Source organism: Streptantibioticus rubrisoli (assembly GCF_024436055.1).
Taxonomy (GTDB): Bacteria; Actinomycetota; Actinomycetes; order Streptomycetales; family Streptomycetaceae; genus Streptantibioticus_A; species Streptantibioticus_A rubrisoli.
The window spans coordinates 38345-58699 of sequence record NZ_JANFNH010000034.1 but is presented as its reverse complement, the minus strand read 5'-3'; the positions used below and the strand labels follow the sequence as shown (position 1 = coordinate 58699).

At 71.0% G+C, this 20355-nt stretch carries 20 protein-coding genes and 1 pseudogene; 11 read left to right on the top strand and 10 right to left on the bottom strand.

Going from position 1 to position 20355, the window contains the following annotated elements; genetic code table 11:
* Window positions 1-10 precede the first annotated feature (10 nt).
* The 4 genes and pseudogenes from NON19_RS23765 to NON19_RS23750 all read left to right on the top strand — a co-directional run bounded on the left by NON19_RS23765 (window position 11) and on the right by NON19_RS23750 (window position 2522).
* Window positions 11-394 carry a cobalamin biosynthesis protein gene (locus NON19_RS23765; RefSeq protein ID WP_308213721.1) on the top strand — a complete coding sequence of 128 codons (384 nt, stop codon included), beginning with the start codon at window positions 11-13 and terminating at the stop codon, window positions 392-394.
* Between the two features lie 102 nt (window positions 395-496).
* A pseudogene (locus NON19_RS23760) lies at window positions 497-1222 on the top strand (sirohydrochlorin chelatase); the annotation flags it as partial.
* Window positions 1223-1233: 11 nt separating this feature from the next.
* A complete protein-coding gene (gene cobC / locus NON19_RS23755) occupies window positions 1234-2280 on the top strand; it encodes an Rv2231c family histidinol phosphate aminotransferase CobC (protein WP_255931061.1) in 1047 nt (348 codons plus the stop codon).
* A gap of 11 nt (window positions 2281-2291) precedes the next feature.
* Window positions 2292-2522 (top strand): hypothetical protein, encoded by a 231-nt coding sequence (locus NON19_RS23750; RefSeq protein ID WP_255931060.1) that lies wholly within the window; start codon window positions 2292-2294, stop codon window positions 2520-2522.
* On the opposite strand, the gene NON19_RS23745 is transcribed toward NON19_RS23750, so the two are convergent.
* The 5 genes from NON19_RS23745 to NON19_RS23725 all read right to left on the bottom strand — a co-directional run bounded on the left by NON19_RS23745 (window position 2523) and on the right by NON19_RS23725 (window position 8761).
* Window positions 2523-5294 carry a bifunctional YncE family protein/alkaline phosphatase family protein gene (locus NON19_RS23745; RefSeq protein ID WP_255931059.1) on the bottom strand — a complete coding sequence of 924 codons (2772 nt, stop codon included), beginning with the start codon at window positions 5292-5294 and terminating at the stop codon, window positions 2523-2525. It abuts the gene before it with no gap.
* A 42-nt stretch (window positions 5295-5336) separates the two neighbouring features.
* Window positions 5337-5783: a hypothetical protein gene (locus NON19_RS23740; RefSeq protein ID WP_255931057.1), complete on the bottom strand. Its 447-nt coding sequence runs from the start codon at window positions 5781-5783 to the stop codon at window positions 5337-5339.
* A gap of 3 nt (window positions 5784-5786) precedes the next feature.
* Window positions 5787-6650 (bottom strand): ABC transporter permease, encoded by an 864-nt coding sequence (locus NON19_RS23735; protein WP_255931056.1) that lies wholly within the window; start codon window positions 6648-6650, stop codon window positions 5787-5789.
* Complete coding sequence (locus NON19_RS23730; RefSeq protein WP_255931055.1) at window positions 6647-7537, bottom strand: ABC transporter ATP-binding protein; 891 nt, start codon at window positions 7535-7537, stop codon at window positions 6647-6649. Before NON19_RS23730 ends, NON19_RS23735 begins: the two co-directional genes overlap by 4 nt.
* Window positions 7538-7660: 123 nt before the next feature.
* Window positions 7661-8761: an SCO1860 family LAETG-anchored protein gene (locus NON19_RS23725; RefSeq protein ID WP_255931054.1), complete on the bottom strand. Its 1101-nt coding sequence runs from the start codon at window positions 8759-8761 to the stop codon at window positions 7661-7663.
* A 149-nt stretch (window positions 8762-8910) separates the two neighbouring features.
* On the opposite strand from NON19_RS23725, the gene NON19_RS23720 reads away from it, so the two are divergent.
* Complete coding sequence (locus NON19_RS23720) at window positions 8911-9648, top strand: Clp protease N-terminal domain-containing protein (RefSeq protein ID WP_255931053.1); 738 nt, start codon at window positions 8911-8913, stop codon at window positions 9646-9648.
* Between the two features lie 12 nt (window positions 9649-9660).
* On the opposite strand, the gene NON19_RS23715 is transcribed toward NON19_RS23720, so the two are convergent.
* Entirely contained in the window at window positions 9661-10752 is a 1092-nt protein-coding gene (locus NON19_RS23715; RefSeq protein ID WP_255931052.1) for an amidohydrolase family protein, read from the bottom strand.
* A 422-nt stretch (window positions 10753-11174) separates the two neighbouring features.
* Here NON19_RS23715 and ectA point away from each other — a divergent pair, with 422 nt between their 5' ends.
* From ectA to thpD, 4 genes are all read left to right on the top strand, one after another.
* Complete coding sequence (gene ectA / locus NON19_RS23710) at window positions 11175-11717, top strand: diaminobutyrate acetyltransferase (RefSeq protein ID WP_255931050.1); 543 nt, start codon at window positions 11175-11177, stop codon at window positions 11715-11717.
* 106 nt (window positions 11718-11823) lie between these two features.
* Window positions 11824-13092, top strand: a complete 1269-nt coding sequence (ectB, locus tag NON19_RS23705) for a diaminobutyrate--2-oxoglutarate transaminase (RefSeq protein WP_255931048.1) — start codon at window positions 11824-11826, stop codon at window positions 13090-13092.
* A 31-nt stretch (window positions 13093-13123) separates the two neighbouring features.
* Window positions 13124-13522, top strand: coding sequence for an ectoine synthase (locus NON19_RS23700; protein WP_255931046.1), 399 nt, complete (start codon window positions 13124-13126; stop codon window positions 13520-13522).
* Between the two features lie 3 nt (window positions 13523-13525).
* Window positions 13526-14413: an ectoine hydroxylase gene (thpD, locus tag NON19_RS23695; protein WP_255931044.1), complete on the top strand. Its 888-nt coding sequence runs from the start codon at window positions 13526-13528 to the stop codon at window positions 14411-14413.
* Between the two features lie 3 nt (window positions 14414-14416).
* On the opposite strand, the gene NON19_RS23690 is transcribed toward thpD, so the two are convergent.
* A complete protein-coding gene (locus NON19_RS23690; protein ID WP_255931042.1) occupies window positions 14417-15091 on the bottom strand; it encodes a hypothetical protein in 675 nt (224 codons plus the stop codon).
* A gap of 336 nt (window positions 15092-15427) precedes the next feature.
* Between NON19_RS23690 and NON19_RS23685 the strand changes: the two genes are divergently transcribed.
* Both NON19_RS23685 and NON19_RS23680 read left to right on the top strand, forming a co-directional pair.
* Window positions 15428-16198 carry an IclR family transcriptional regulator gene (locus NON19_RS23685; RefSeq protein ID WP_255931039.1) on the top strand — a complete coding sequence of 257 codons (771 nt, stop codon included), beginning with the start codon at window positions 15428-15430 and terminating at the stop codon, window positions 16196-16198.
* 40 nt (window positions 16199-16238) lie between these two features.
* Window positions 16239-17012: a class I SAM-dependent methyltransferase gene (locus tag NON19_RS23680; RefSeq protein WP_255931037.1), complete on the top strand. Its 774-nt coding sequence runs from the start codon at window positions 16239-16241 to the stop codon at window positions 17010-17012.
* Window positions 17013-17142: 130 nt separating this feature from the next.
* Here the strand turns inward: NON19_RS23680 and NON19_RS23675 are convergent, their stop codons facing one another.
* The 3 genes from NON19_RS23675 to NON19_RS23665 form a co-directional block, all read right to left on the bottom strand.
* The gene (locus NON19_RS23675; RefSeq protein WP_255931035.1) at window positions 17143-18195 is read right to left on the bottom strand and encodes an NAD(P)-dependent alcohol dehydrogenase; all 1053 of its coding nucleotides are present in this window, start codon (window positions 18193-18195) and stop codon (window positions 17143-17145) included.
* On the bottom strand, window positions 18192-19088 hold the full coding sequence (locus NON19_RS23670) for a helix-turn-helix transcriptional regulator (RefSeq protein ID WP_255931033.1): 897 nt from the start codon (window positions 19086-19088) through the stop codon (window positions 18192-18194). The genes NON19_RS23675 and NON19_RS23670 overlap by 4 nt, the downstream gene beginning before the upstream one ends.
* A gap of 228 nt (window positions 19089-19316) precedes the next feature.
* Complete coding sequence (locus tag NON19_RS23665; RefSeq protein ID WP_255931031.1) at window positions 19317-20252, bottom strand: 5-dehydro-4-deoxyglucarate dehydratase; 936 nt, start codon at window positions 20250-20252, stop codon at window positions 19317-19319.
* Window positions 20253-20355 lie beyond the last annotated feature (103 nt).

The following is a 20355-nucleotide window of genomic DNA, read 5'->3' as shown; positions in this document are numbered from 1 at the left end:
CGTCGTCGGCGTGGGCGCCAGTTCGGGTGCCCCCGCCGACGAGGTGTACGAGCTGATCGAGCGGGTGCTGGCGGAGGCGGACGTGCCTGCGGACCGGGTGGCCGCCCTGGCGACCGTCGCCGCCAGGGCGGACGAACCAGCGATCGTCGAGGCGGCCCGGCGGCTCGGCGGCGTACCGGTGCTGGCGTACGACGCCGCGACGCTTGCCGCGATCGCGGTCCCCACGCCCTCGCCCGCCGCGCTCGCCGCCGTCGGCACCCCCAGCGTGGCGGAGGCCGCCGCCCTCGCCGCGGCCCCCGGCGGTCAACTCATCGTCCGCAAGCGGAAGTCCACCCCGCCCGGCGGGCGGCCCCCGACGGCCACCGCCGCCCTGGCGTCGCGCCCCGGTCAGTAGCCCATAACAACCCTGCTACCAGCCGGTTCACCCGTTGGTCAGGGCCGGTACGGTGTGCCGCACGCACAGACCCGGCACCACCCGCAGCAAGGAGACACCGCCGTGAGCTCGCCGCCCGCCCTACTGCTGATCGGTCCTGGTACGCGCGACGACGAGGAGGCGGCGGCAGCCCTGCACTCGCTCGTCAGAACGCTCGGCGAGCGGGATCCGGGCCTGCCGGTCTGCGGAGGATCCGTCGAGTCGCTGGCCGACGCGGTGGACGAGCTGGAGCGGCACGGTGAACGGCACTTCGCGGCGGTGCCGTTGGCGCTGGCCGCGAGCGACGCACGGGACGCCCTGCGCCGCGCGGTGCTGCGCCACCCCGGGATCTCGTACCGCTATCTGCCGTTGGACTCGCGCCCGCAGCTGCTGGAGGCGTTGGAGCGCCGCCTGGACGCGGCGCTGGGCGACGGCCGCCGCTCCCCCTCCGACCGGGCGGCGACCACGGTGCTGCTGGTCGGCCGGGGCTCCACCGACCCCGACGCCAACGCCGAGGTGCACCGTGCGGCCCGGCTGCTGTGGGAGGGGCGCGGCTACGCGGGCGTGGAGACCGCGTTCGGCTTGGTCGCCGCGCCGGATGTGCCCTCGGGTCTCGACCGCTGTGCCCGGCTCGGGGCGCGGCGGCTGGTGGTGCTGCCGTACTTCCTGGGCGGCGGCCCGCTGGTGGGCCGGGTCCGGCAGCAGGCCGAGGGCTGGGCGGAGGCGCACCCGGGGGTCGATGTGCGGTACGCCGACACGGTCGGCGGTACTGCGGAGTTGGCCGATCTGGTGCTGGCCCGCTACCGCGAGGTGTGCGCGCCGTGATCACCGACGAACACGATTTGCGCCACCACGGCGACGCGGAGGTCCGCGACGACGGGGCGGACCTGGTGGACCTGGCCGTCAACGTCCGTACCGGAACGCCCCCTTCATGGCTGGTGGAGCGGATAGCCGCCTCACTGGCCGGACTTGCCGCCTACCCGGACGGCCGGGCGGCCCGGCGCGCGGTCGCGCGGCGGCACGGCAGGCCGCCCGAGGAGGTGCTGCTGACGGCGGGCGCGGCGGAGGCGTTCGTGCTGCTGGCCCGCGCCTTCGCACCGCGCCGGGCGGTCGTGGTGCATCCGCAGTTCACCGAGCCGGAGGCGGCCCTGCGGGACGCGGGCCGCCCGGTGCACCGGGTGCTGTTGCGGTACGAGTCCGGCTTCCGGCTGGACCCGGCGGACGTGCCGGAGGACGCCGACTTCGTGGTGATCGGCAACCCCACGAACCCCACCTCCGTGCTGCACCCCGCGAGCACCCTGGCCCAACTGGCCCGTCCCGGCCGCGTCCTGGTGGTGGACGAGGCGTTCATGGACGCGGTCCCCGGCGAGCACGCCTCACTGGCGGCGCGCCGCGACCTGCCCGGTGTGGTGGTCCTGCGCAGCCTCACCAAGACCTGGGGCCTGGCGGGCCTGCGCATCGGCTACGTCCTCGCCGCCCCCGAGACGATCGCGGCGCTGGAGCGCGCCCAGCCGCTGTGGCCGGTCGCCACCCCGGCCCTGGCGGCGGCCGAGGCGTGCTGCGCCCCGCCCGCCGTGGCCGAGGCCGAGGAGGCCGCCCGGCAGATCGCCCGGGACCGCGACCATCTGCTCTCCCGGCTGGCCGACCTCCCGGCCGCCGAGGTGGTGTCCCCCGCCGAGGCGCCGTTCGTGCTGCTGCGCCTGCCGCACGCGGCCGAGGTCCGCCAGCGCCTGCGCGAGTTGGGCTTCGCGGTCCGCCGCGCCGACACCTTCCCGGGCCTGGACCGTAACTGGCTCCGCGTCGCGGTACGCGACCGCACCACCACCGACGCCTTCGTCACCGCCCTGACCCGCGCCGCCCTCCCGTAAGATCCACTCACATGTTCACCAAACTCGACTTCCTGGAACGCCGGTTGATCCGGATGGAGAAGAAACTGGACCTGATCATGGAGCACCTGGGCCTCCAGGTGGACCACCCCGACCTCCGCGAGGTCCGAGAGCTCATCCGCGAGGGCAAAACGATCCAAGCCGTCAAGGCCTACCGCGAGGCAACCGGCACCAGCCTGCGGGAAGCCACGGACGCGGTGAGCGAACTGGCTTCCCAGGGCTGATCACTGCAGTTCCTGCGGCGGCGCGTCCCGGCCCGGGACCTCGTTCGGGGCGAGGATGCGCTGGTCGCCGGGGTAGGGGCGGGTCCAACCCGTTGCCTGGTACCAGTCGATGCGGTTCAGCTGGGCCGGGTTGACCTGGTCCAGTTGGGGCCTGGCGCCGCCGGTGTGTTGCATGGCGCTCCATGACTGCCACTGGCGGGCGATGCCCTGGTAGCGCTGCGGTACGTCATGGGTGGGCTTGAGGCCGTAGTCCAGCGGGATCTGGTTGGGCAGCGCGGAGTACGGGGTGAAGTCGGGGTGGTCGGTGAACAGGTCGGACATCGGCTCGGCGGCCCGGTCAACCTGGTTCATCGGCTGGGCGCCCAGGATCTGTTCGATCGTCCTGACCACGTTGACCTGCGAGTAGTAGGTCGAGACCACGGCGTCGCGCCTGGCGTACGGGCTGATCACCCACAGCGGGGCGCGGTGGCCGTCCACGTGGTCGACGCCGTTTTGCGAGTCGTCCTCCAGGACGAAGATCGCGCTGTCCTTCCAGAACCTGCTGTGCGAGATGGTGTCCACGATCCGGCCGACGGCCAGGTCGTTGTCCGCGGCCATCGCGGTCGGGTACGGGTCGGTGCCGCTGATGCCGTTGGTGTGGTCCTGCGGGAGCTGAATCATCGTCAAGTTGGGCAACTGGCCGGACTTCACGGAGTCGTTGAAGTGCCGCTGCCAGATGTCCACCCGGTACTGGTCGGGGATGTCGGTGTCGAAGGTCGGGTAGTCCGGGTGGTTGATGGCGTTCACCGACGGCACGTCGGAGGTGGTCGGGTACTTGCCGATCGGGGTGTGCAGCGGACCTGCCGCCTTGCCTTCCAGGACCTGGGAGTCGTGGTACCAGTCCGCCCAGCTCGGCGCGCCGGTGGCGGGCAGTGCGATGTTGCCCGCGTACTCGGAGAAGTCCTGCACCGTCTTCCCCGCGCGCTGCACCGTGTTCCACAGGAAGCCGCTGCGCTGGTAGGCCAGCGCGTCATTGCCCAGGGCGGGGTAGCTTCGGTAGAAGGCGCCGAACTCCTTCTCGATGTAGTCGTTGGCGTCCGCCTGCACCAGCCAGTTGTGGCCGTCCGCGGACAGCGTGCCGACGTCGTAGAAGTCGTCCATCACCCCGTAGCGGTTCGCCAGCGCGTGCAGGTTGGGAGTGACGTGCGCGCCGAACTGCGCCAGTGCGGGATCGCTGTCGCCCTTGCCGATGTCGCCCAGCACCTGGTCGTAGGTGCGGTTCTCCTTGTCGATCAGGAAGACGTGCTTGATCTTCGACGGGCTGCCGAGCCGCGCCGGGACGACCGCCGCCGGGTCGCTGGCCGAGCCGTAGGACGAACCGGAGCGCAGCAGCTTCTCCCAGTCGTTGTTGACGAACACCTGGTGGGTGAGCTGGCCCAGCGCCTCCTCGGAGGGCTGGCGGAAGGTGGTGACGGAGCCGGTGTCGTCGTAGGTGTTGTGGCCGGTGGCGGGGTTGGTGCCGGGGCCCTCGCTGATGGTGGAGGGGGCGCCCCGGGTGCCGATGCCCTTGTCGTTGGTGACCACGATCCGGCCGGTGGCGGCGCTGCGCTGCACGTTCACCGGGTACCAGTCGGTGGGGATCAGCCCCTCGTACCGCACCGGCGACCGGGCGCCGTCCCAGCCGTACCGGACCAGGGCGTTGTCACGGCCCACGCTGACCAGCAGGGTGTGCGGGTCGGTGAAGGCCAGGGCGTTGGGGTAGCTGCCGACTGAGGAGCCGGGCAGCGGGTTGACGTTGAAGGTCTGGGTGACCCGGCGGACGCGGGTGTCGATCACCGAGACGCTGTCGTCGTTGGAGTTGGCGACCAGCAGGGAACCGCCGTGCGCCACAAGGGCGGTGGGTTCCAGGCCGACCTTGATGGTGTCGGTCTGGGCCTGGCGGCGCAGGTCCACCACGGAGACGGTGCCGTTGGTGACCGCCCCGTTGGTCCGGTCGGCGACGACCGGTGTGCGGTCGGTCAGGTTGGTGTTGTCGCCCGAACCGGCCGGTCGGCCGCCCTCGTTGGAGACGTACGCCTGGTCTCCGGACACCACCACCTGGCGCGGGGCGATGCCCACCGGGATCTCGTTGACCAGGGTGTTGCTGGCGGTGTCGATCACGCCGAGGGTGTTGCTGCCGTTCAACGCCGTGTAGAGGGTGCGGCCGTCGTGCGACAGCGCCATGCCGGACGGCAGGTCCGCGCCGTTCCTGCCGGTGAGCTTGATGACCACCGGCGGCGCCGAGGTCACCTTGCCGTCCGCGTCCAGGCTGAACCGGACGAGGTCGGAGGCCTGCGGGAACCACAGGGTGCGGCCGTCCGGCGAGTACAGCGGGCCGTCGGCGGCCACCTTGCCGTCACCGATCCGCTTGTCCGCGCCGACCCCGGTGCCGATCTGCTGCACGATCCGCCCGGTGCGCACGTCCATGATGGTCAGGAAGCCGGTGCCCTGCCGGTAGGTGAGGGCGGCGAGCTTGCCGCCGTCCGGGCTGAGGGTGCTGGCCAGCAGTCGTCCGTTGTCCACCAGGTGCCGGGTGCCCAGCGGTGTGATGCGCTGGTTGGACGGCAGCAGGACGCCCTTCGCGGTCTGCTCTCCGTCCACCTTGTCGGTGCCGAAGCCGCCGGAGATGCCAACGGCGGTGGCCGCCGCGGTGACCCCCAGCACCGCGGTGACGGCGAGAGCGGCGGCGGCCGTCCCGCCAAGTCCGCGGGATCTGGTCCTTGTTCGGCGGAAGGTGCGGTGTGGCTTGCTCATTCGGTGTCCCCTGTCGAGTGCGGGTGGCGTAGGAGCGGGCGCTCACGCCGTGTCGAGGCAGCCGTCGAACTCGTAGAGCGGATTGGTGTGTTGATGCCCGTCGGCGCCCTTGATCCACTGCTGGCCCACCAAAGTGGCCGGACCCTGCGCGGTGTAGCAGCCGGTGGGCCGCACGGTGACCTCGTACGCGACGGGCTGGGTGATGCCACTGGGGGCGGGCCAGTGCACCAGGCAGACCCAGTCGTCGCCCGGGCCGCTGCCGCCCGAAGCGCGGCCGCCCTTGGCGCAGTTGGCCCAGGTGTCCGGCGAGGGCGCGTTGTCGGTACCGTGCAGTTCGGTCTGCTGTAGGACGAACAGGTTCCGGAAGGTCGGGCCGAGGGCGTGCTCAAGGCGTCCGCTGGTGATGTCGGAGCCGCCGCATCCGGTGGTCGCGGCCAGCACGGCGACCACGGTCGCGGCCAGCGCCGCGCGCGGGACGGTTCTGTTCAACGCTCACCCCTTCGTGAAGTCCCGGCGGCGCAGCAGCAGGTATCCGGCCGCCAGGCAGACCGCGGTGTAACCGGCGCTCACCACCCAGCCCTCGACCAGCGGCCGGTAGTACGGGGCGGCCGATATCAGCCCGTGCCAGGCGTCGAACGGCGTGGTCAGCAGCGCGTGCGAGACCAGGTCCAGCCAGCCCAGCCCGCCCAGCCCGTTCAGGGACGCGTACAGCTGCATCAGCAGGCCGACCAGCGCCGGGCCCGTGATCCCGGCCGCGCTGTGCCGGGTGGCGATGGAGAACAGCACGCCCAGCGCGGTGAAGCCGAGCGCCGGAGGCAGTACGCACAGCCAGCTCAGTACCGCCAACTCCGCGGCTCGGCCGGACGGTACGAGGCTGCCGTCCAGCGCCACCAGCGGCTGATGGCCCACCAGCAGCACGCCCGCGGCGATGCTGCCCGCGCCCGCCAGCGCCACCACGACCACGCAGAAGGTGGCGGCGGCCAGCACCTTGCCGGTGAAGATCTGCGCCCGGGTACGGGACCGGGTCAAGATGGTCTGCCAGGTCCCGTGGTGGTCCTCCGAGGCGAAGATGTCCCCGGCGACCACGCTGGTGAGCAGCGGAAACCCCCACTGCCCGGCGAATCCCAGCACCACCAGCGGAACCGCGTAGCCGGTGTCGTGCACCCAGCGGCCGAACAGCGTGTCGGACGGCACGGTGTCCTGGGTCTTGAGCGCCAGCACGAACGCGAACGGTGCCAGCAGACAGACGGCGGCCACCGCCCGCACCCGCCACTGGGCGGTCAGCTTCTCCAACTCCCACAGGTAGACGGTGCGTACGCCGCCACGCGGCCGGGCGCCCAGCGCCAGGGCGGTCACCGCTGGTCTCCTTCGGTGAGCGTGAGGAACAGCGACTCCAGCGAGGTCGCCTCCAGCCGTAGCGCCCGTACCGCGATGCCGCGGCTGCCCAACGCCAGGACGAAGGCGTCCAGTTCCGCGGTCCTGGCCCGTACGGTCAGGCCGCCGTCGGGGTGGCCGGTCACCCGCACCCCCGGTTGGTCGGCGGCCAGGGCGGCGGCCGACTCGTCGTCGCTGGTGGCGAGCCGGTGCGCCGGGTCGGGGGCGCGGGAGCGCAGTTCGGCGAGCGAGCCGGTGTAGACCACCCGGCCGGTGCGCAGGATGCTCACCGTGTCGCACAGTTCCTCGACCTCGGCCATATGGTGGCTGCTGAGCAGCACCGTCAGCCCCTCGGCGGCGAGCGAGCGGACCAGTTGCCGCATGTCGCGGATGCCCGCCGGGTCCAGGCCGTTGCCGGGTTCGTCCAGGACCAGCAGATCGGGGGCGCGCAGCAGGGCGGCGGCGATGCCGAGCCGTTGGCGCATGCCGTACGAGTAGCCGCCGACCTTCCGCCGTGCCCGGTCGGCCAAGCCGACCCGGTCCAGCACCTCGTCGATGCGGTCGGCCGCGTCACCGCCGTCGTAGGCGGCGAGCAGTGCCAGGTTGCGCTCCGCGCTGAGGTACGGATAGAAGCGCGGGCTGTCCACGAAGCCCGCCAGCCGGTGCGGCTGCCCGGCGAACAGCCGAAGTTCCCCCGCGTCCTGCCGCACCAGCCCGAGCATGATGCGCAGCAGCGTGGTCTTGCCAGCTCCGTTGGGCCCCAGCAGCCCGTGCACCCCACCAGCCGCGACGGTCAGGTCCACGCCGTCCAGGGCCGTCGTCCCGCCGTACCGTTTGACCAGTTCGCGGACTTCCACCGCCTGACCCACCGCACCCCTCCCTCCCGGCGACTGGCCCGAAGGTACGGCTCGTTGGCGTACACCGGAAGAATCCGGAACGAACACTGGGTACGCCCCGGGGAGACGGTACGCGCCGGCTCCCCGGGGCCGCGGTCACTGCTGGCCGCGGGCCGCCTTGCGGCGCCGGGTCACGTACATCACCGCGCCGCCCGCGCCGACCAGCGCCACCGCGCCCCCGGCCAGGTACGGGGTGCTGGAGTCGGCACCGGTCTCGGCCAGGTTCCGCTTGGCCGCGGCGGAGTCGACCTTGGCCCCACTTCCGGCCGTGCCGCCGCCCGGTGAACCGGTGCTGCCTGTGCCGGAGTTGGTGCCGCCCTTGGTGGACCCGCCGCCACCGGTGCCGCCGTTGCCGGAGCCGTTGGTGCCGCCGCCGCTGTCGCCGCCGTGCGGCATCTGGCAGGTGGCGCGGGCCAGGGTGACTTCGCCGCTCACCTGGGCCACGTTGAGCGCGGCCGGGTTGACCGAGACCTGAAGGTTGAGCGCGGTCGCGGCCGAACTGCTGGAGGTGGTCTCGGTCTTCGACAGGTCGAGCCGGACCTCGCCGACCCCGGGTGCGTCGACCTTCGCCGTACCACCGGCCCTGAGGGTGACCTTCTTGCCCAACACGGCCACGTCTCCGAGCAGGTTGGAGTACGCGGTCGGCTTCTGGCCCGCGTCGCAGGTGGCCTTCGAGGTGACCTGGTGCACCTGGATCAGCGGCGTGTCCGGCAGACCGGGCAGGTGCACCCGGGCGTTCACGAGGTTCACATATCCCTCGGCCCGCCGGGTCTCAGAGGTGGCTCGGGCGGTGGCCACGTCCGCGTTGAGCACGTTGAAGGGTTTCCCGTCGTCTACCCCGTCAAGGTGGGCGCTGAGCGCGGTCTGGCTCGCGTCGGCCGGCGCGTGGACATCGTTGAGCGCGACGTTCAGCGGCAGGTCCACGGACTTGTTGAGCAGGGAGACGTCAAGGCCGGTGTTGAGCACGGAGGCGGTCGAGTGACCGCCGCCGGTACCACCGTCACCGGAGCCGGTGGTCGCCTGCGCTACCGGGGCGAGGGCCAGGGCGCTCGTGGTGAGCGCGAAGGACGCACCGATGGCCGCCGCGTAGCGGCGTGCGGGCAGGCTGAGTGCAGAGTTGGACAACTGAGGAACCCCCACAGATGACTTGGCGTCGTCGGCACCGCTGATCGGGGACAGCGCGCCCGCCGACGACATCGACCCGGCAATATTTACGCACCGCCGGTGCATGAGCAGCTACCTGGAGCGACTTCACCCCAAAGGGTGGTTTCTGAGCGCAAGTTCGACAGAAACCCAGTCGTCAACCGAGAGTTGACGCACGCGCCGCGACAACCTACGGTTGACGCATGTCGAAGCAACCCGTACGGCTCGACGACCTGATCGAGCACGTCATGAGCCAGCACCCGGACGGTGACGCGCTACAGCACCTCGCGGACGCCGTGGAGACCTCCGCCCACCTCGGCGAGGTCGCCGACCACCTGATAGGCCACTTCGTGGACCAGGCGCGGCGCACCGGCGCGTCCTGGACCGAGATCGGCCAGTACATGGGGGTGAGCAAGCAGGCCGCGCAGAAGCGGTTCGTGCCCAAGGAGACCAAGGCCGACGAGCTCGACCTGCCCACCTCGGGGTTGTTCACCCGGTTCACCCCGCGCGCCCGCAACGTGGTGGAGGCCTCCGAGAAACAGGCCCGCGACCTCGGCCACGCCCAGATCCGCTCCCAGCACATCGCCCTCGCGCTGTTCACCGAGCCGGAAGGGCTCGCCGCCAAGGCCATGGTGGCGCTCGGCGCGTCGGAGCAGCAGGTGCGCGAGACGATCCTCGCCACGCTCGGCCCGGCCGACGAGTCGGTGCCCAAGCGGCTGAAGTTCACCCGCGGCGCGAAGAAGACCCTCCAACTCGCCCTGCGCGAGGCCCTGCACCTGGGCCACAACTACATCGGCACCGAACACATCCTGCTCGGCCTGCTGCGCAACGAGGACGAGATCGCCGCGCAGCTGCTCATCGGCCTGGGCGTCACCCGGGACGAGACCGAGCAGTGGACAGTGCGCGCCCTTGAGGAGATCAAGCAGAAGCTGGGCAACTGACCGCTCGACCCGTCATCCGACCACCCGGCCCCGCAGCACGACCCGCTGCGGGGCCGCCAACACCCTTACGTCGGCGCGCGGATCGGCCTCGTACACCACCAGGTCGGCGGGCGCGCCCTCCTCCAGCCGCGGTCGGCCGAGCCACTCCCTGGCCCGCCAGGTCGCCGCCGCGAGCGCGTCGAGCGCCGGTATCCCCGCGGCCACCAGCTCGGCCACCTCGTCCGCGACCAGGCCGTGCGGCAGCGAACCGCCCGCGTCGGTACCGGTGAAGATCTGGATCCCCGCGTCATGGGCGGCCCGCACGGTGTCATAGCGGCGGGCGTGCAACCGCCGCATGTGCGCTGCCCAGTTGGGGAACTTCTCCTCTCCCCCGGCCGCCAGGTCCGGGAACGTCGCGATGTTGACCAACGTGGGAACGATCGCCACGCCGCGCTCCGCGAACAGCGGGATGGTCTCCTCGGTCAGGCCGGTGGCGTGCTCGACGCAGTCGATGCCCGCCTCCACCAGGTCGGTGAGCGAGTCCTCCGAGAAGCAGTGCGCGGTGACCCGGGCGCCCTCCTGATGGGCCGCGGCGATCGCCTCGTCGATCGCCCACCGCGGCCAGCACGGCGTGAGGTCGCCCACCTCGCGGTCGATCCAGTCGCCGACCAGCTTCACCCATCCGTCACCGCGCCGCGCCTCCCGCCGTACGTAGGCGGCCAGGTCGCCCGGCTCGATCTCATGCGCGTAGTTGCGGATGTAGCGGCGGGTACGGGCGATGTGGCGGCCCGCCCGGATGATCTTCGGCAGGTCCTCCCGCTCGTCCACCCACCGGGTGTCCGCGGGCGTTCCGGCGTCCCGCAGCAGCAGTGCCCCGGCGTCGCGCTCGGCCATCGCCTGCTTCTCGCTGGTCGCCTCGTCCACCGCGCCGTGCGCGTCAAGTCCCACATGGCAGTGCGCGTCCACCAGCCCCGGCAGCGCCCATCCGTGGACGGTGGCCACATCCCCGGCGTGCGCGGGCCGCTCGTACGTCACGCGCCCGGCGACCACCCACAGCTCGTCGCGAACCTCCTCGGGTCCGACCAGCACCCGCCCCTTGATGTGCAACACCGCGCCATCCGTCATGGACAGGACTCTACGACTCGGGTACGGCGGCTCCACCGGGACGGTCACGCCGCACGTCTGCCCGGGACGGGGGCGGGTAAACCCGCCACTGGACGCTGAATCATTTCTGCGGCAGACTTCCCGGAATACTTCGGGAATTATTCACACGGCATTCTCCCGTCTTCTTCTGCCCAGCCTCTCCAGGGCTAAACACCAAGATTCCGCTAAACCCGATGACCCGAGTCCAGCGGATCTCAACCGTGTTATGGAGTTGTGACGGACTCCACACGCATTCCGTTTTGCCCGGGTATATCCGGGCAAAACTCCACTCCTGTTGCTCTGTTTGCGTGCCGGGTCGCGTGCGCGCGATAACACATTCCAGCGCCCGGGGTAACCCCGAAGGCCGATGCATTTCACTTTTGATCTCGGTAAATTCAATCCGCATGACCGCCGCACAAGACGACCTTGTACGCGAAGCCGTGAAGACCTCGAATTCCCCTTGCCGACTGGATGTGCCCACCGTGGACGACGGTGCCGCGATCTGGCGCATCGCCCGTGACTCCAAGGCGCTGGACCTCAACTCGTCGTACAGCTACCTGCTGTGGTGCCGGGACTTCGCCCGCACCTCGGTGGTGGCCCGGGACGGCCGCGGTGAGCCGGTGGGGTTCGTGACCGGCTACGTCCGCCCCGAGCGGCCCGGGACCCTGGTCGTCTGGCAGGTGGCGGTGGACCACGCGTACCGCGGCCGGGGGCTCGCCACCGCGATGCTCGACGGGCTGACCGAACGGGTCACCGGCCTCGGCATCGACCGCGTCGAGACCACGATCACCCCTGACAACCACGCCTCCAACCGGCTGTTCACCGCGTACGGCGAGCGGCACGGCGCACCGATAGAGCGCGAAGTGCTGTTCGACGACGGTCAGTTCCCCGACGGCCACGGCACGGAGGTTCTCTACCGGATCGGCCCCCTGCGGCCCTCCCGGTGAAGGGGCCCGCTCCGGCGGCTGCCGCCCCCGGGCCCCTGCTCCTGACCGCGCGATGAGGATTTCTTCTGGGGCAACGCCCCCAGGCCCCCACTAAGGAGCCTATACGGTGACCATCACCCCGCCCGCACTCAGTGTCTTCGAGTCTCTTGAGTCCGAGGTGCGCAGCTACTGCCGCGGCTGGCCCGCGGTGTTCGACCGCGCGCAGGGCAGCCGGATCCACGACGAGGACGGACACAGCTACCTGGACTTCTTCTCCGGGGCGGGCGCGCTCAACTACGGCCACAACAACCCGGTGTTGAAGCGCGCACTGCTCGACTACCTGGAACGCGACGGGATCACCCACGGCCTGGACATGAGCACCACGGCCAAACGCGCCTTCCTCAGCACCTTCCAGGACGTGGTGCTGCGCCCGCGGGACCTCGACTACAAGGTGATGTTCCCCGGCCCCACCGGCACCAACGCCGTGGAGGCGGCGCTGAAACTGGCCCGCAAGGCCAAGGGGCGGGAGGCGATCGTGTCGTTCACCAACGCCTTCCACGGCATGTCGCTGGGCTCGCTCGCGGTGACCGGCAACGCCTTCAAACGGGCGGGTGCCGGGATCCCGCTGGTGCACGGCACCCCGATGCCGTTCGACCACTACCTCGACGGGCAGGTCCCTGACTTCCTGTGGTTCGAGCGGCTGCTGGCGGACCAGGGTTCGGGCCTCAACCAGCCCGCCGCGGTGATCGTGGAGACCATCCAGGGCGAGGGCGGCATCAACGTGGCCCGCGCCGAGTGGCTGCGCGGCCTCGCCGAGCTGTGCAAGCGCCGCGACATGCTGCTGATCGTGGACGACATCCAGATGGGCTGCGGCCGTACCGGTCCGTTCTTCTCCTTCGAGGAGGCCGGGATCGAGCCGGACATCGTCACCCTGTCGAAGTCCATCAGCGGCTACGGCCTGCCGATGTCGCTGACGCTGTTCAAGCCCGAGCTGGACCTGTGGGAGCCCGGCGAGCACAACGGCACCTTCCGCGGCAACAACCCGGCGTTCGTCACGGCCACCGCCGCGCTGGACACCTATTGGGCGGACGGCCAGATGGAGAAGCAGACGCTGGCCCGCGGCGAGCAGATCGAGGCCGCACTGGGCGAGATCGTCCGCGAGCACCGACACTCCGGCGTCGAATTCCGTGGGCGCGGCCTGGTCTGGGGCCTGGAGTTCGCCGACAAGCGGCGAGCGGGCGATGTCTGCGCCCGGGCCTTCGAGCTGGGGATGCTGCTGGAGACCTCGGGCCCGGAGAGCGAGGTCGTCAAACTGCTGCCCGCGCTGACCATCACCCCCGACGAACTGGACGAGGGGCTGCGCACCCTCGCCCGTGCCGTCCGCGAGACCGCGTAACGGCCCCTCCGAAGAAAGGCACCGCACCACCGTGATCGTCCGATCGTTCAAGGAACTCGAAGGCACCGACCGCCATGTGAAGGCCGCCTCGGGCACCTGGGAGAGCAAGCGCATCGTCCTGGCCGGGGAACGCGTCGGCTTCTCCCTGCACGAGACCGTGATGTACGCGGGTACCGAGACGAGGATGTGGTACGCCAACCACATCGAGGCCGTCGTCTGCGTGGAGGGTGAGGCCGAGCTCACCAACGAGGAGACCGGCGAGAAGCACTGGATCACGCCCGGCACGATGTACCTGCTCAACGGCCACGAGAAGCACACCATGCGGCCGAAGACCGACTTCCGCTGCCTGTGCGTGTTCAACCCGCCGGTCACCGGCCGCGAGCAGCACGACGAGAACGGTGTGTACCCGCTGCTGACGGAGGAGGACTGAGCGATGACGACGATAACCGACCTGTACCCGACCCGAGGCACCGCCGAAGTCAGCACCCCGCGCCAGGACCCGGTGGTGTGGGCGACCCCCGGCGTGTCGGGCCCGATCCAGCCGTCCGAGCTGCGCGGCTACGACCGCGACGGGTTCTTGACGGTGGACCGGCTGCTGACGCCGGAGGAAGTGGCGCATTACCGCGCCGAGTTGGACCGGCTGCTCGCCGATCCGGCGGTCCGAGCCGACGAACGGGCCATCATAGAACCGAAGTCCCAGGACATCCGCTCGGTCTTCGAGGTGCACAAGATCAGCGAGGTCTTCGCCGAACTGGTCCGCGACCCGCGGGTGCTCGACCGCGCCCGGCAGATCCTCGGCTCCGAGGTGTACGTCCACCAGAGCCGGGTCAACGTCAAGCCGGGCTTCGGCGCCAGCGGCTTCTACTGGCACTCGGACTTCGAGACCTGGCACGCCGAGGACGGTCTGCCGAGGATGCGCACGGTGTCGGTGTCGATCGCGCTGACCGAGAACCACGACACCAACGGCGGCCTGATGATCATGCCCGGCTCGCACCGTACGTTCGTCGGCTGCGCGGGCGTGACGCCGAAGGACAACTACAAGCGGTCGCTGCAGATGCAGGAGGCGGGCACCCCGTCGAACGAGGCGCTGACCGAACTGGCCGGGCGGCACGGCATCAAGCTGTTCACCGGCCCGGCCGGTTCGGCGACCTGGTTCGACTGCAACTGCATGCACGGTTCCGGCGACAACATCACCCCGTTCCCGCGCAGCAACGTGTTCATCGTGTTCAACAGCGTGGAGAACACCGCGGTCGAACCGTTCGCGGCCCCGGCGCCGCGCCCCGACTTCATCGGGGCACGGGACTTCACGCCGGTGCGGTGAGGCTCACTCTCCGGCGGGCCAGTTGAAGGTGTTGGGGACCTTCACCTGCTGGCCCGCCGGACCGTAGACAAGGGCGATCTCGTCGTGTGCCTTGAGCACGATCGCGGCGGGATCGCCCTTGATCTGCTTGCCGTTGACGTAGGCGCGCAGTTCCTTGCCGCCGCCCGCCTTCAGCCCGCCGAGCTGGTCGGCGCTCAGCGCGACGTTCCATTCGGTCATGAACTGGCCGAGGGTGAAGTCGGCCTTCACCGGCGACTCGATGTGGATCACCCCGTCGGGGGTGTGGGTGTGCAGCGGGCTGATCCGCTGCTGCTTCATGTCGATGCCGATGTACGCGGGGACGGTCACCGGCTGCCCGCCCACGAGGATGTCCAGGTGCGTGTGGATGTGCATCACCTGGCCCTCGGCGCCCAGCATCGGCAGCTGGGCGGCCTTGGCCCGGGCGCTGGCGTCACTGGGGGCATCCCACGGCGGCAGGGTGGTACGGCCCTGCGCGGTGGTGCGGGGGGCGGCCGGGACAGCGGTCCGGCCAGCGCTCTGCGGTGCGGCGGCGCTGGCGGCGGTCTTGCCGGAGGCGCTGCCGCCCGAGCCGCACGCGGCGAGCGTGAGGCCCAGGGCGGCGGTGAGCGCGACGGCGGCGGCGGGGCGGAGCAGGGTGCGGTTCGTGCGATGAGACACGGCAGGCGGTCTCTTTCTGTGCGGCTGTGTTGCGGTAGGCCCGAGCGGCGCCCAGGATAGCCACACCCCACGGCCGACTCATGGGTAGCGCTGACCGTCGACGCGTCGCGGCATGCCGAGCGGGTCGCCGGTCCCGCAGTTGCGGCGGCAGCAGCGCGGCCGGGGTGCCTGGTACTTCGTCCACCACGTCGGCGGAGGCCCGCAACTGGCGGTTATGCCTCCACGGCTCGCTCAACCGGAACATCGTCTGTTCGGTAGAGTGAACGCCGTCTTCGTTCGTGAATCCTGTGGGGTGCGCACTGGCGGCGCCCGACTCGGACAAGAGGGGTTCGGATCATGGTTACGGGCGAGGGCGGCGGGTCCCAGGTCAAGTCCGCGGTCCGTACGGTGGAGCTGCTGGAGTTCTTCGCGGGCCGCCCCGGTATGCACAGCCTCGCGGCCGTGCAGGAAGCCGTCGGTTACCCCAAGTCCAGCCTCTACATGCTGCTGCGCACCCTGGTCGACCTCGGCTGGATCGAGACGGACGCCACCGGCACCCGCTACGGCATCGGGGTGCGCGCCCTGCTGGTCGGCACCTCGTACATCGACGGCGACGAGGTGGTGGCCGCCGCCCGCCCCACCCTCGACCGGCTCTCCGACGAGACCACCGAGACCATCCACCTCGCCCGGCTCGACGGCACTGACGTGGTGTACCTGGCGACCCGTCAATCCCAGCACTATCTGCGGCCGTTCACCCGGGTGGGCCGCCGACTGCCCGCGTACAGCACCTCGTTGGGCAAGGCGCTGCTGGCCACCCACACCGACGAGCAGGTACGCCAGATGCTGCCGGAGAAGCTGGATCCGCTGACCGAGCACACCATCACCGACCGCGAGCGGCTGATCGAGGAGTTGCGGACGGTCCGCGAGCACGGGTACGCGGTGGACCGCGAGGAGAACACCCTGGGCCTGCGCTGCTTCGGTGTCGCGATCCCCTACCGCACGCCCGCGCGGGACGCGATCAGTTGCTCGGTGCCGGTGGCCCGGCTCACCACGGCCCACGAGCAGATGATCAAGGACGCCCTGTTCGACGCCCGCGACCGGCTGACGCTGGCCACTCGGCGGCTGTAATCGAGCGGCCGACTCAGGCCGTTGATCCTAGAGTCCTGCCATGACTGATGACGCTCAGGACCAGAACCTGCATGCCCGGCGGGCCAGTTCGTTCGGCGAGCATGCCAGCGCGTACGCCGAGCACCGGCCGGACTATCCGCGGGCCGCGGTGGAGTGGGCGGTCGAGCCCGTGGCCGACCGGCTGGGGCTGAGGGTGCTCGATCTCGGCGCGGGCACCGGCAAGTTGACCGAGGTGCTGCTCCGGTGCGGCCTGGAGGTGACGGCGGTGGAGCCGGACGCCGGGATGCTCGCCGAGCTGCGGCGCCGGACGCCGCAGGTGGACGCGCGTCAGGGCACGGCGGAGGCCATACCGGCGCCGGACGCCTCGTTCGACGCGGTCCTGGTGGGCCAGGCGTTCCACTGGTTCGACCACGACCGCGCACTGCCCGAGATCGCCCGCGTGCTGCGCCCCGGCGGGGTGCTGGCAGCGCTGTGGAACCGGGACGACGACCGGGTCGAGTGGATCGCGGGGCTGCAGAAGGTGGCCCGCGGCGAGGCGTCCAGCGCCAAGGGGTACAACCAGCGCAAGCTGCCCGCGCATCCGGCGTTCGGCGGCTGGGAGCTCGCGGAGTTCCCGCACGCCCACCGCCGTACCGCCGACTCCCTGACCGCCACGATCGGCACCCACTCGCACACCCTGGTCGTCCCGCCCGGCGAACGAGCGGCCCTGCTGGGGCGCGTCCGCGAGTATCTGGCGTCACGGCCGGAGACCGCTTCCGGCGAGTTCGACCTGCCGATGGTGACTCTGACGGTGCGGTGCGCTCGGTCGCGGTGAGCGCGAACACCGCCGGTCCCCGCCGCGGGGGCTGCTCACCGTCGCGGCGGGGACTTCTTCGGGGGCAGGCCCCCGAACCCCGTTAAGGCGATAAGAACTTGGCCTCGGGAGGCCGTGCCCGGCCCGTGGATCAGTCGCGCAGCGAGGCGATGTCGATCACGAAGCGGTACCGCACGTCGCTGGCCAGTACCCGCTCGTAGGCCTCGTTGATCTGGTCGGCGCCGATCAACTCGATCTCCGCGCCGAGACCGTGCTCGGCGCAGAAGTCCAGCATCTCCTGGGTCTCCCGGATGCCGCCGATCATCGAACCGGCGAGCGTGCGCCGCGCGGTGAGCAGCGAGAAGACGTTGAACGAGCTGGGGTTCTCCGGCGCGCCGACGTTCACCATGGCGCCGTCCAGCTTCAGCAGCCCCAAGAAGGCGTCCACGTCGAGATTGGCGGAGACCGTGTTGACGATCAGGTCGAAGCTGCCCGCCAGTTCCTGGAAGGTGGCAGGGTCGCTGGTGGCGTGGAAGTGGTCGGCGCCCAGCTTCAGCCCGTCGTCCTTCTTGCGCAGCGACTGGCTGAGCACGGTGACCTCGGCGCCCAGCGCGTGCGCGATCTTGACGGCCATGTGGCCGAGGCCGCCCATGCCGACGACGGCGACCTTCTTGCCGGGACCGGCGTTCCAGTGCCGCAGCGGCGAGTACACGGTGATGCCCGCGCACAGCAGCGGAGCGGCCGCGTCCAGCGCGACGCCCTCGGGGATGCGCAGCACGTACGCCTCGTCCACCACGATGTGGGTGCTGTAGCCGCCGTACGTCGGCTCGCCGTCCCGGCCGGTGGCGTTGTACGTGCCGATCATGCCGCCGCCGGTGCAGTACTGCTCCTGTCCCGCACGGCAGTTGTCGCACTCCCGGCAGGAGTCGACCATGCAGCCGACGCCGACCCGGTCGCCCACGGCGTACTTGGTGACGCCGGAGCCGACCTCGGCGACGATTCCGGCGATCTCGTGGCCGGGCACCATCGGGAAGGTGGCGCCGCCCCACTCGTCGCGGGCCTGGTGGATGTCGGAGTGGCAGATGCCCGCGTACTTGATCTCGATCAGAACGTCGTGCTCGCCCACCGCGCGGCGCGGGATCGTGGTGCGCTCCAGCGGGGCCTTGGCGGCGGGTGCGGCGTAGGCGGTGACGTTGGTCGTCATCGGGGGGTGTCTCCTTGCGTGGCGGATGCCGTGGATGGTGCGGCCTGCGGTGCGTTGCCCGCCGTCCAGTTGGCGAGTAGCCGCAGGGCTGTTTCGGAAGGGGAGCCGGGCTCGACGGTGTAGACGAACATCGTCTGGTCGGGGTCCCCGGGGAAGGTCATGGACTCGTAGGCGACGGTGAGGTCGCCGACGACCGGGTGGTGGTAGCGCTTGCTGCCGTGGGTGCGTTCGCGCACGTTGTGGTCGGCCCACCAGGTGCGGAACTGCGGGCTCTTGATGCTCAGTTCGCCCACCAGGTCGGTCAGCCGGGGGTCGTCGGGGTGGCGTGCGGCGAGCAGCCGCAGGGCGCCCACGGTCTCGGCCGCGCAGGCCTCCCAGTCGACGTACAGCTCGCGCGCGGACTCGTCGAGGAACATGTGCCGGGCCATGTTCCGCTGCCGTTGCGGCAGCGCGTCGAAGTCGGTGATCAGCGCGCGGGCCAGCCGGTTGGCGGCCAGCACGTCCAGTTGGCGGCCGAGGACGAACGCCGGAGCGTGCCCGTCCAGGGTCTCCAGCATCCGGTGCACCCCGGGGCGGACCCGCTGCGGGCGGACCACCGGGCGGCGGCGGGTGCGTTTGGGGCGGGCCAGCTCGAAGAGGTAGACCCGTTCGGTGTCGCTCAACCGCAGCGCCCGGGCCACCGCGTCCAGCACCGCGTCGGAGCAGTTGGGGGTGCGCCCCTGCTCCAGCCGCGTGTAGTAGTCGGTGCTCACCCCGGCCAGCCGGGCCAGCTCCTCGCGCCGCAGCCCCGGCACCCTGCGCGGTCCTCCGTCCGTCGGCACTCCCGCCTCGGGCGGGGTGAGACGGGCGCGGCGGGAGCGCAGGAACTCGCTCAGCTCGGCGTGGTGATCCATGTGTTCCAGTATCCGAGCGGAAAACGGCTGGTCGAAGGCGTGAGGGTGGGTCTGTTGGAACCAGGACGGTCAGGAATAAGGGGTTGGAGCGCCCACCAACCGTTCAGCGGGTGGCGAGCGCGTCACGTACCGTGACCCGCTGGACGGCGAGTTGGGCGACCCTGCGCGGCGCGTTCGGGGCGCCCAGCACGTCCCATGGGTAGCGGAACACCGATGTCCTGGGGCGGCTCACCGCCCGCCGCCCACCAACGCCAGTCCTTTGTCGAGCAGTTGTCGCAACTGCTCGATGTGCGCCGCCGACGGTTCGGTCAACGGCGGCCGTACCGTACCGACCCGCCCGCCGCGCAGCCGTACCCCCGCCTTGACCAGCGACACCGCGTACCCCTTGCCTTGGCCGCGCAGTTCCGCCAGCGGCCGGTAGAAGCCGTCCAGCAGCCGGTTGACCGTGGCGTCGTCGCCCGTGGTGAGCGCGTGGTGGAAGGCGAGGGCGATCTCGGGGGCGAAGCAGAAGACGGCGGAGGAGTACAGCGTGACGCCGACGCCGCGGTAGGCGAGGCCGGTGAGTTCGGCGGTGGGCAGGCCGTTGAAGTACCGGAAGTCGCGGTCGGGCAGTTCGGTGCGCACCGCGCTGACGATGCGCTGCATCAGGTCGAGGTCGCCGATGCCGTCCTTGAGGCCAATGATGTTCGGCACCCGGGCGAGTTCCACCACGGTGTCCGGGGTGAGGACCGCGTTGTCGCGCTGGTAGACGATCAGGTCGAGGCCGGTACCGGCGGCCAGCGCCGTGTAGTGCCGCGACAGCCCCTGCTGGTCGGGAGTCACGAGGTACGGGGGCAGGGCGAGCAGCCCGTCGGCGCCCGCCTGTTCGGCGAGCGCGGCGTATCGCAGGGCCAGCGCGGTGCCGTACCCGGTGCCCGCCACCACCGGCACCCGGCCCGCGGCCACCTCGACCGCGGCGGCCACGCAGTCGTGGAACTCCTCGGGGGTCAGCGCGTGGAACTCGCCGGTGCCGCAGCAGGCGAAGACCGCGCCCGCGCCCGCCTCGACGCCGCGGCGCACATGGTCGCGGTAGGCGTCCAGGTCCACCTCGCCGCTGGCGCGGTAGGCGGTCACGGGGAAGAACAGCAGCCCGTCGAGACGGTCGGCCAGCGGTGCCGCGGTCATCGGAACACCCCCATCGTTCTGCGTTCTGATTCATGTGCGCATGTGTGAACGACGCCACGCCAGGGTAGCCGGTCGAGGAAGATCAACGCTCATGCCATCGCGT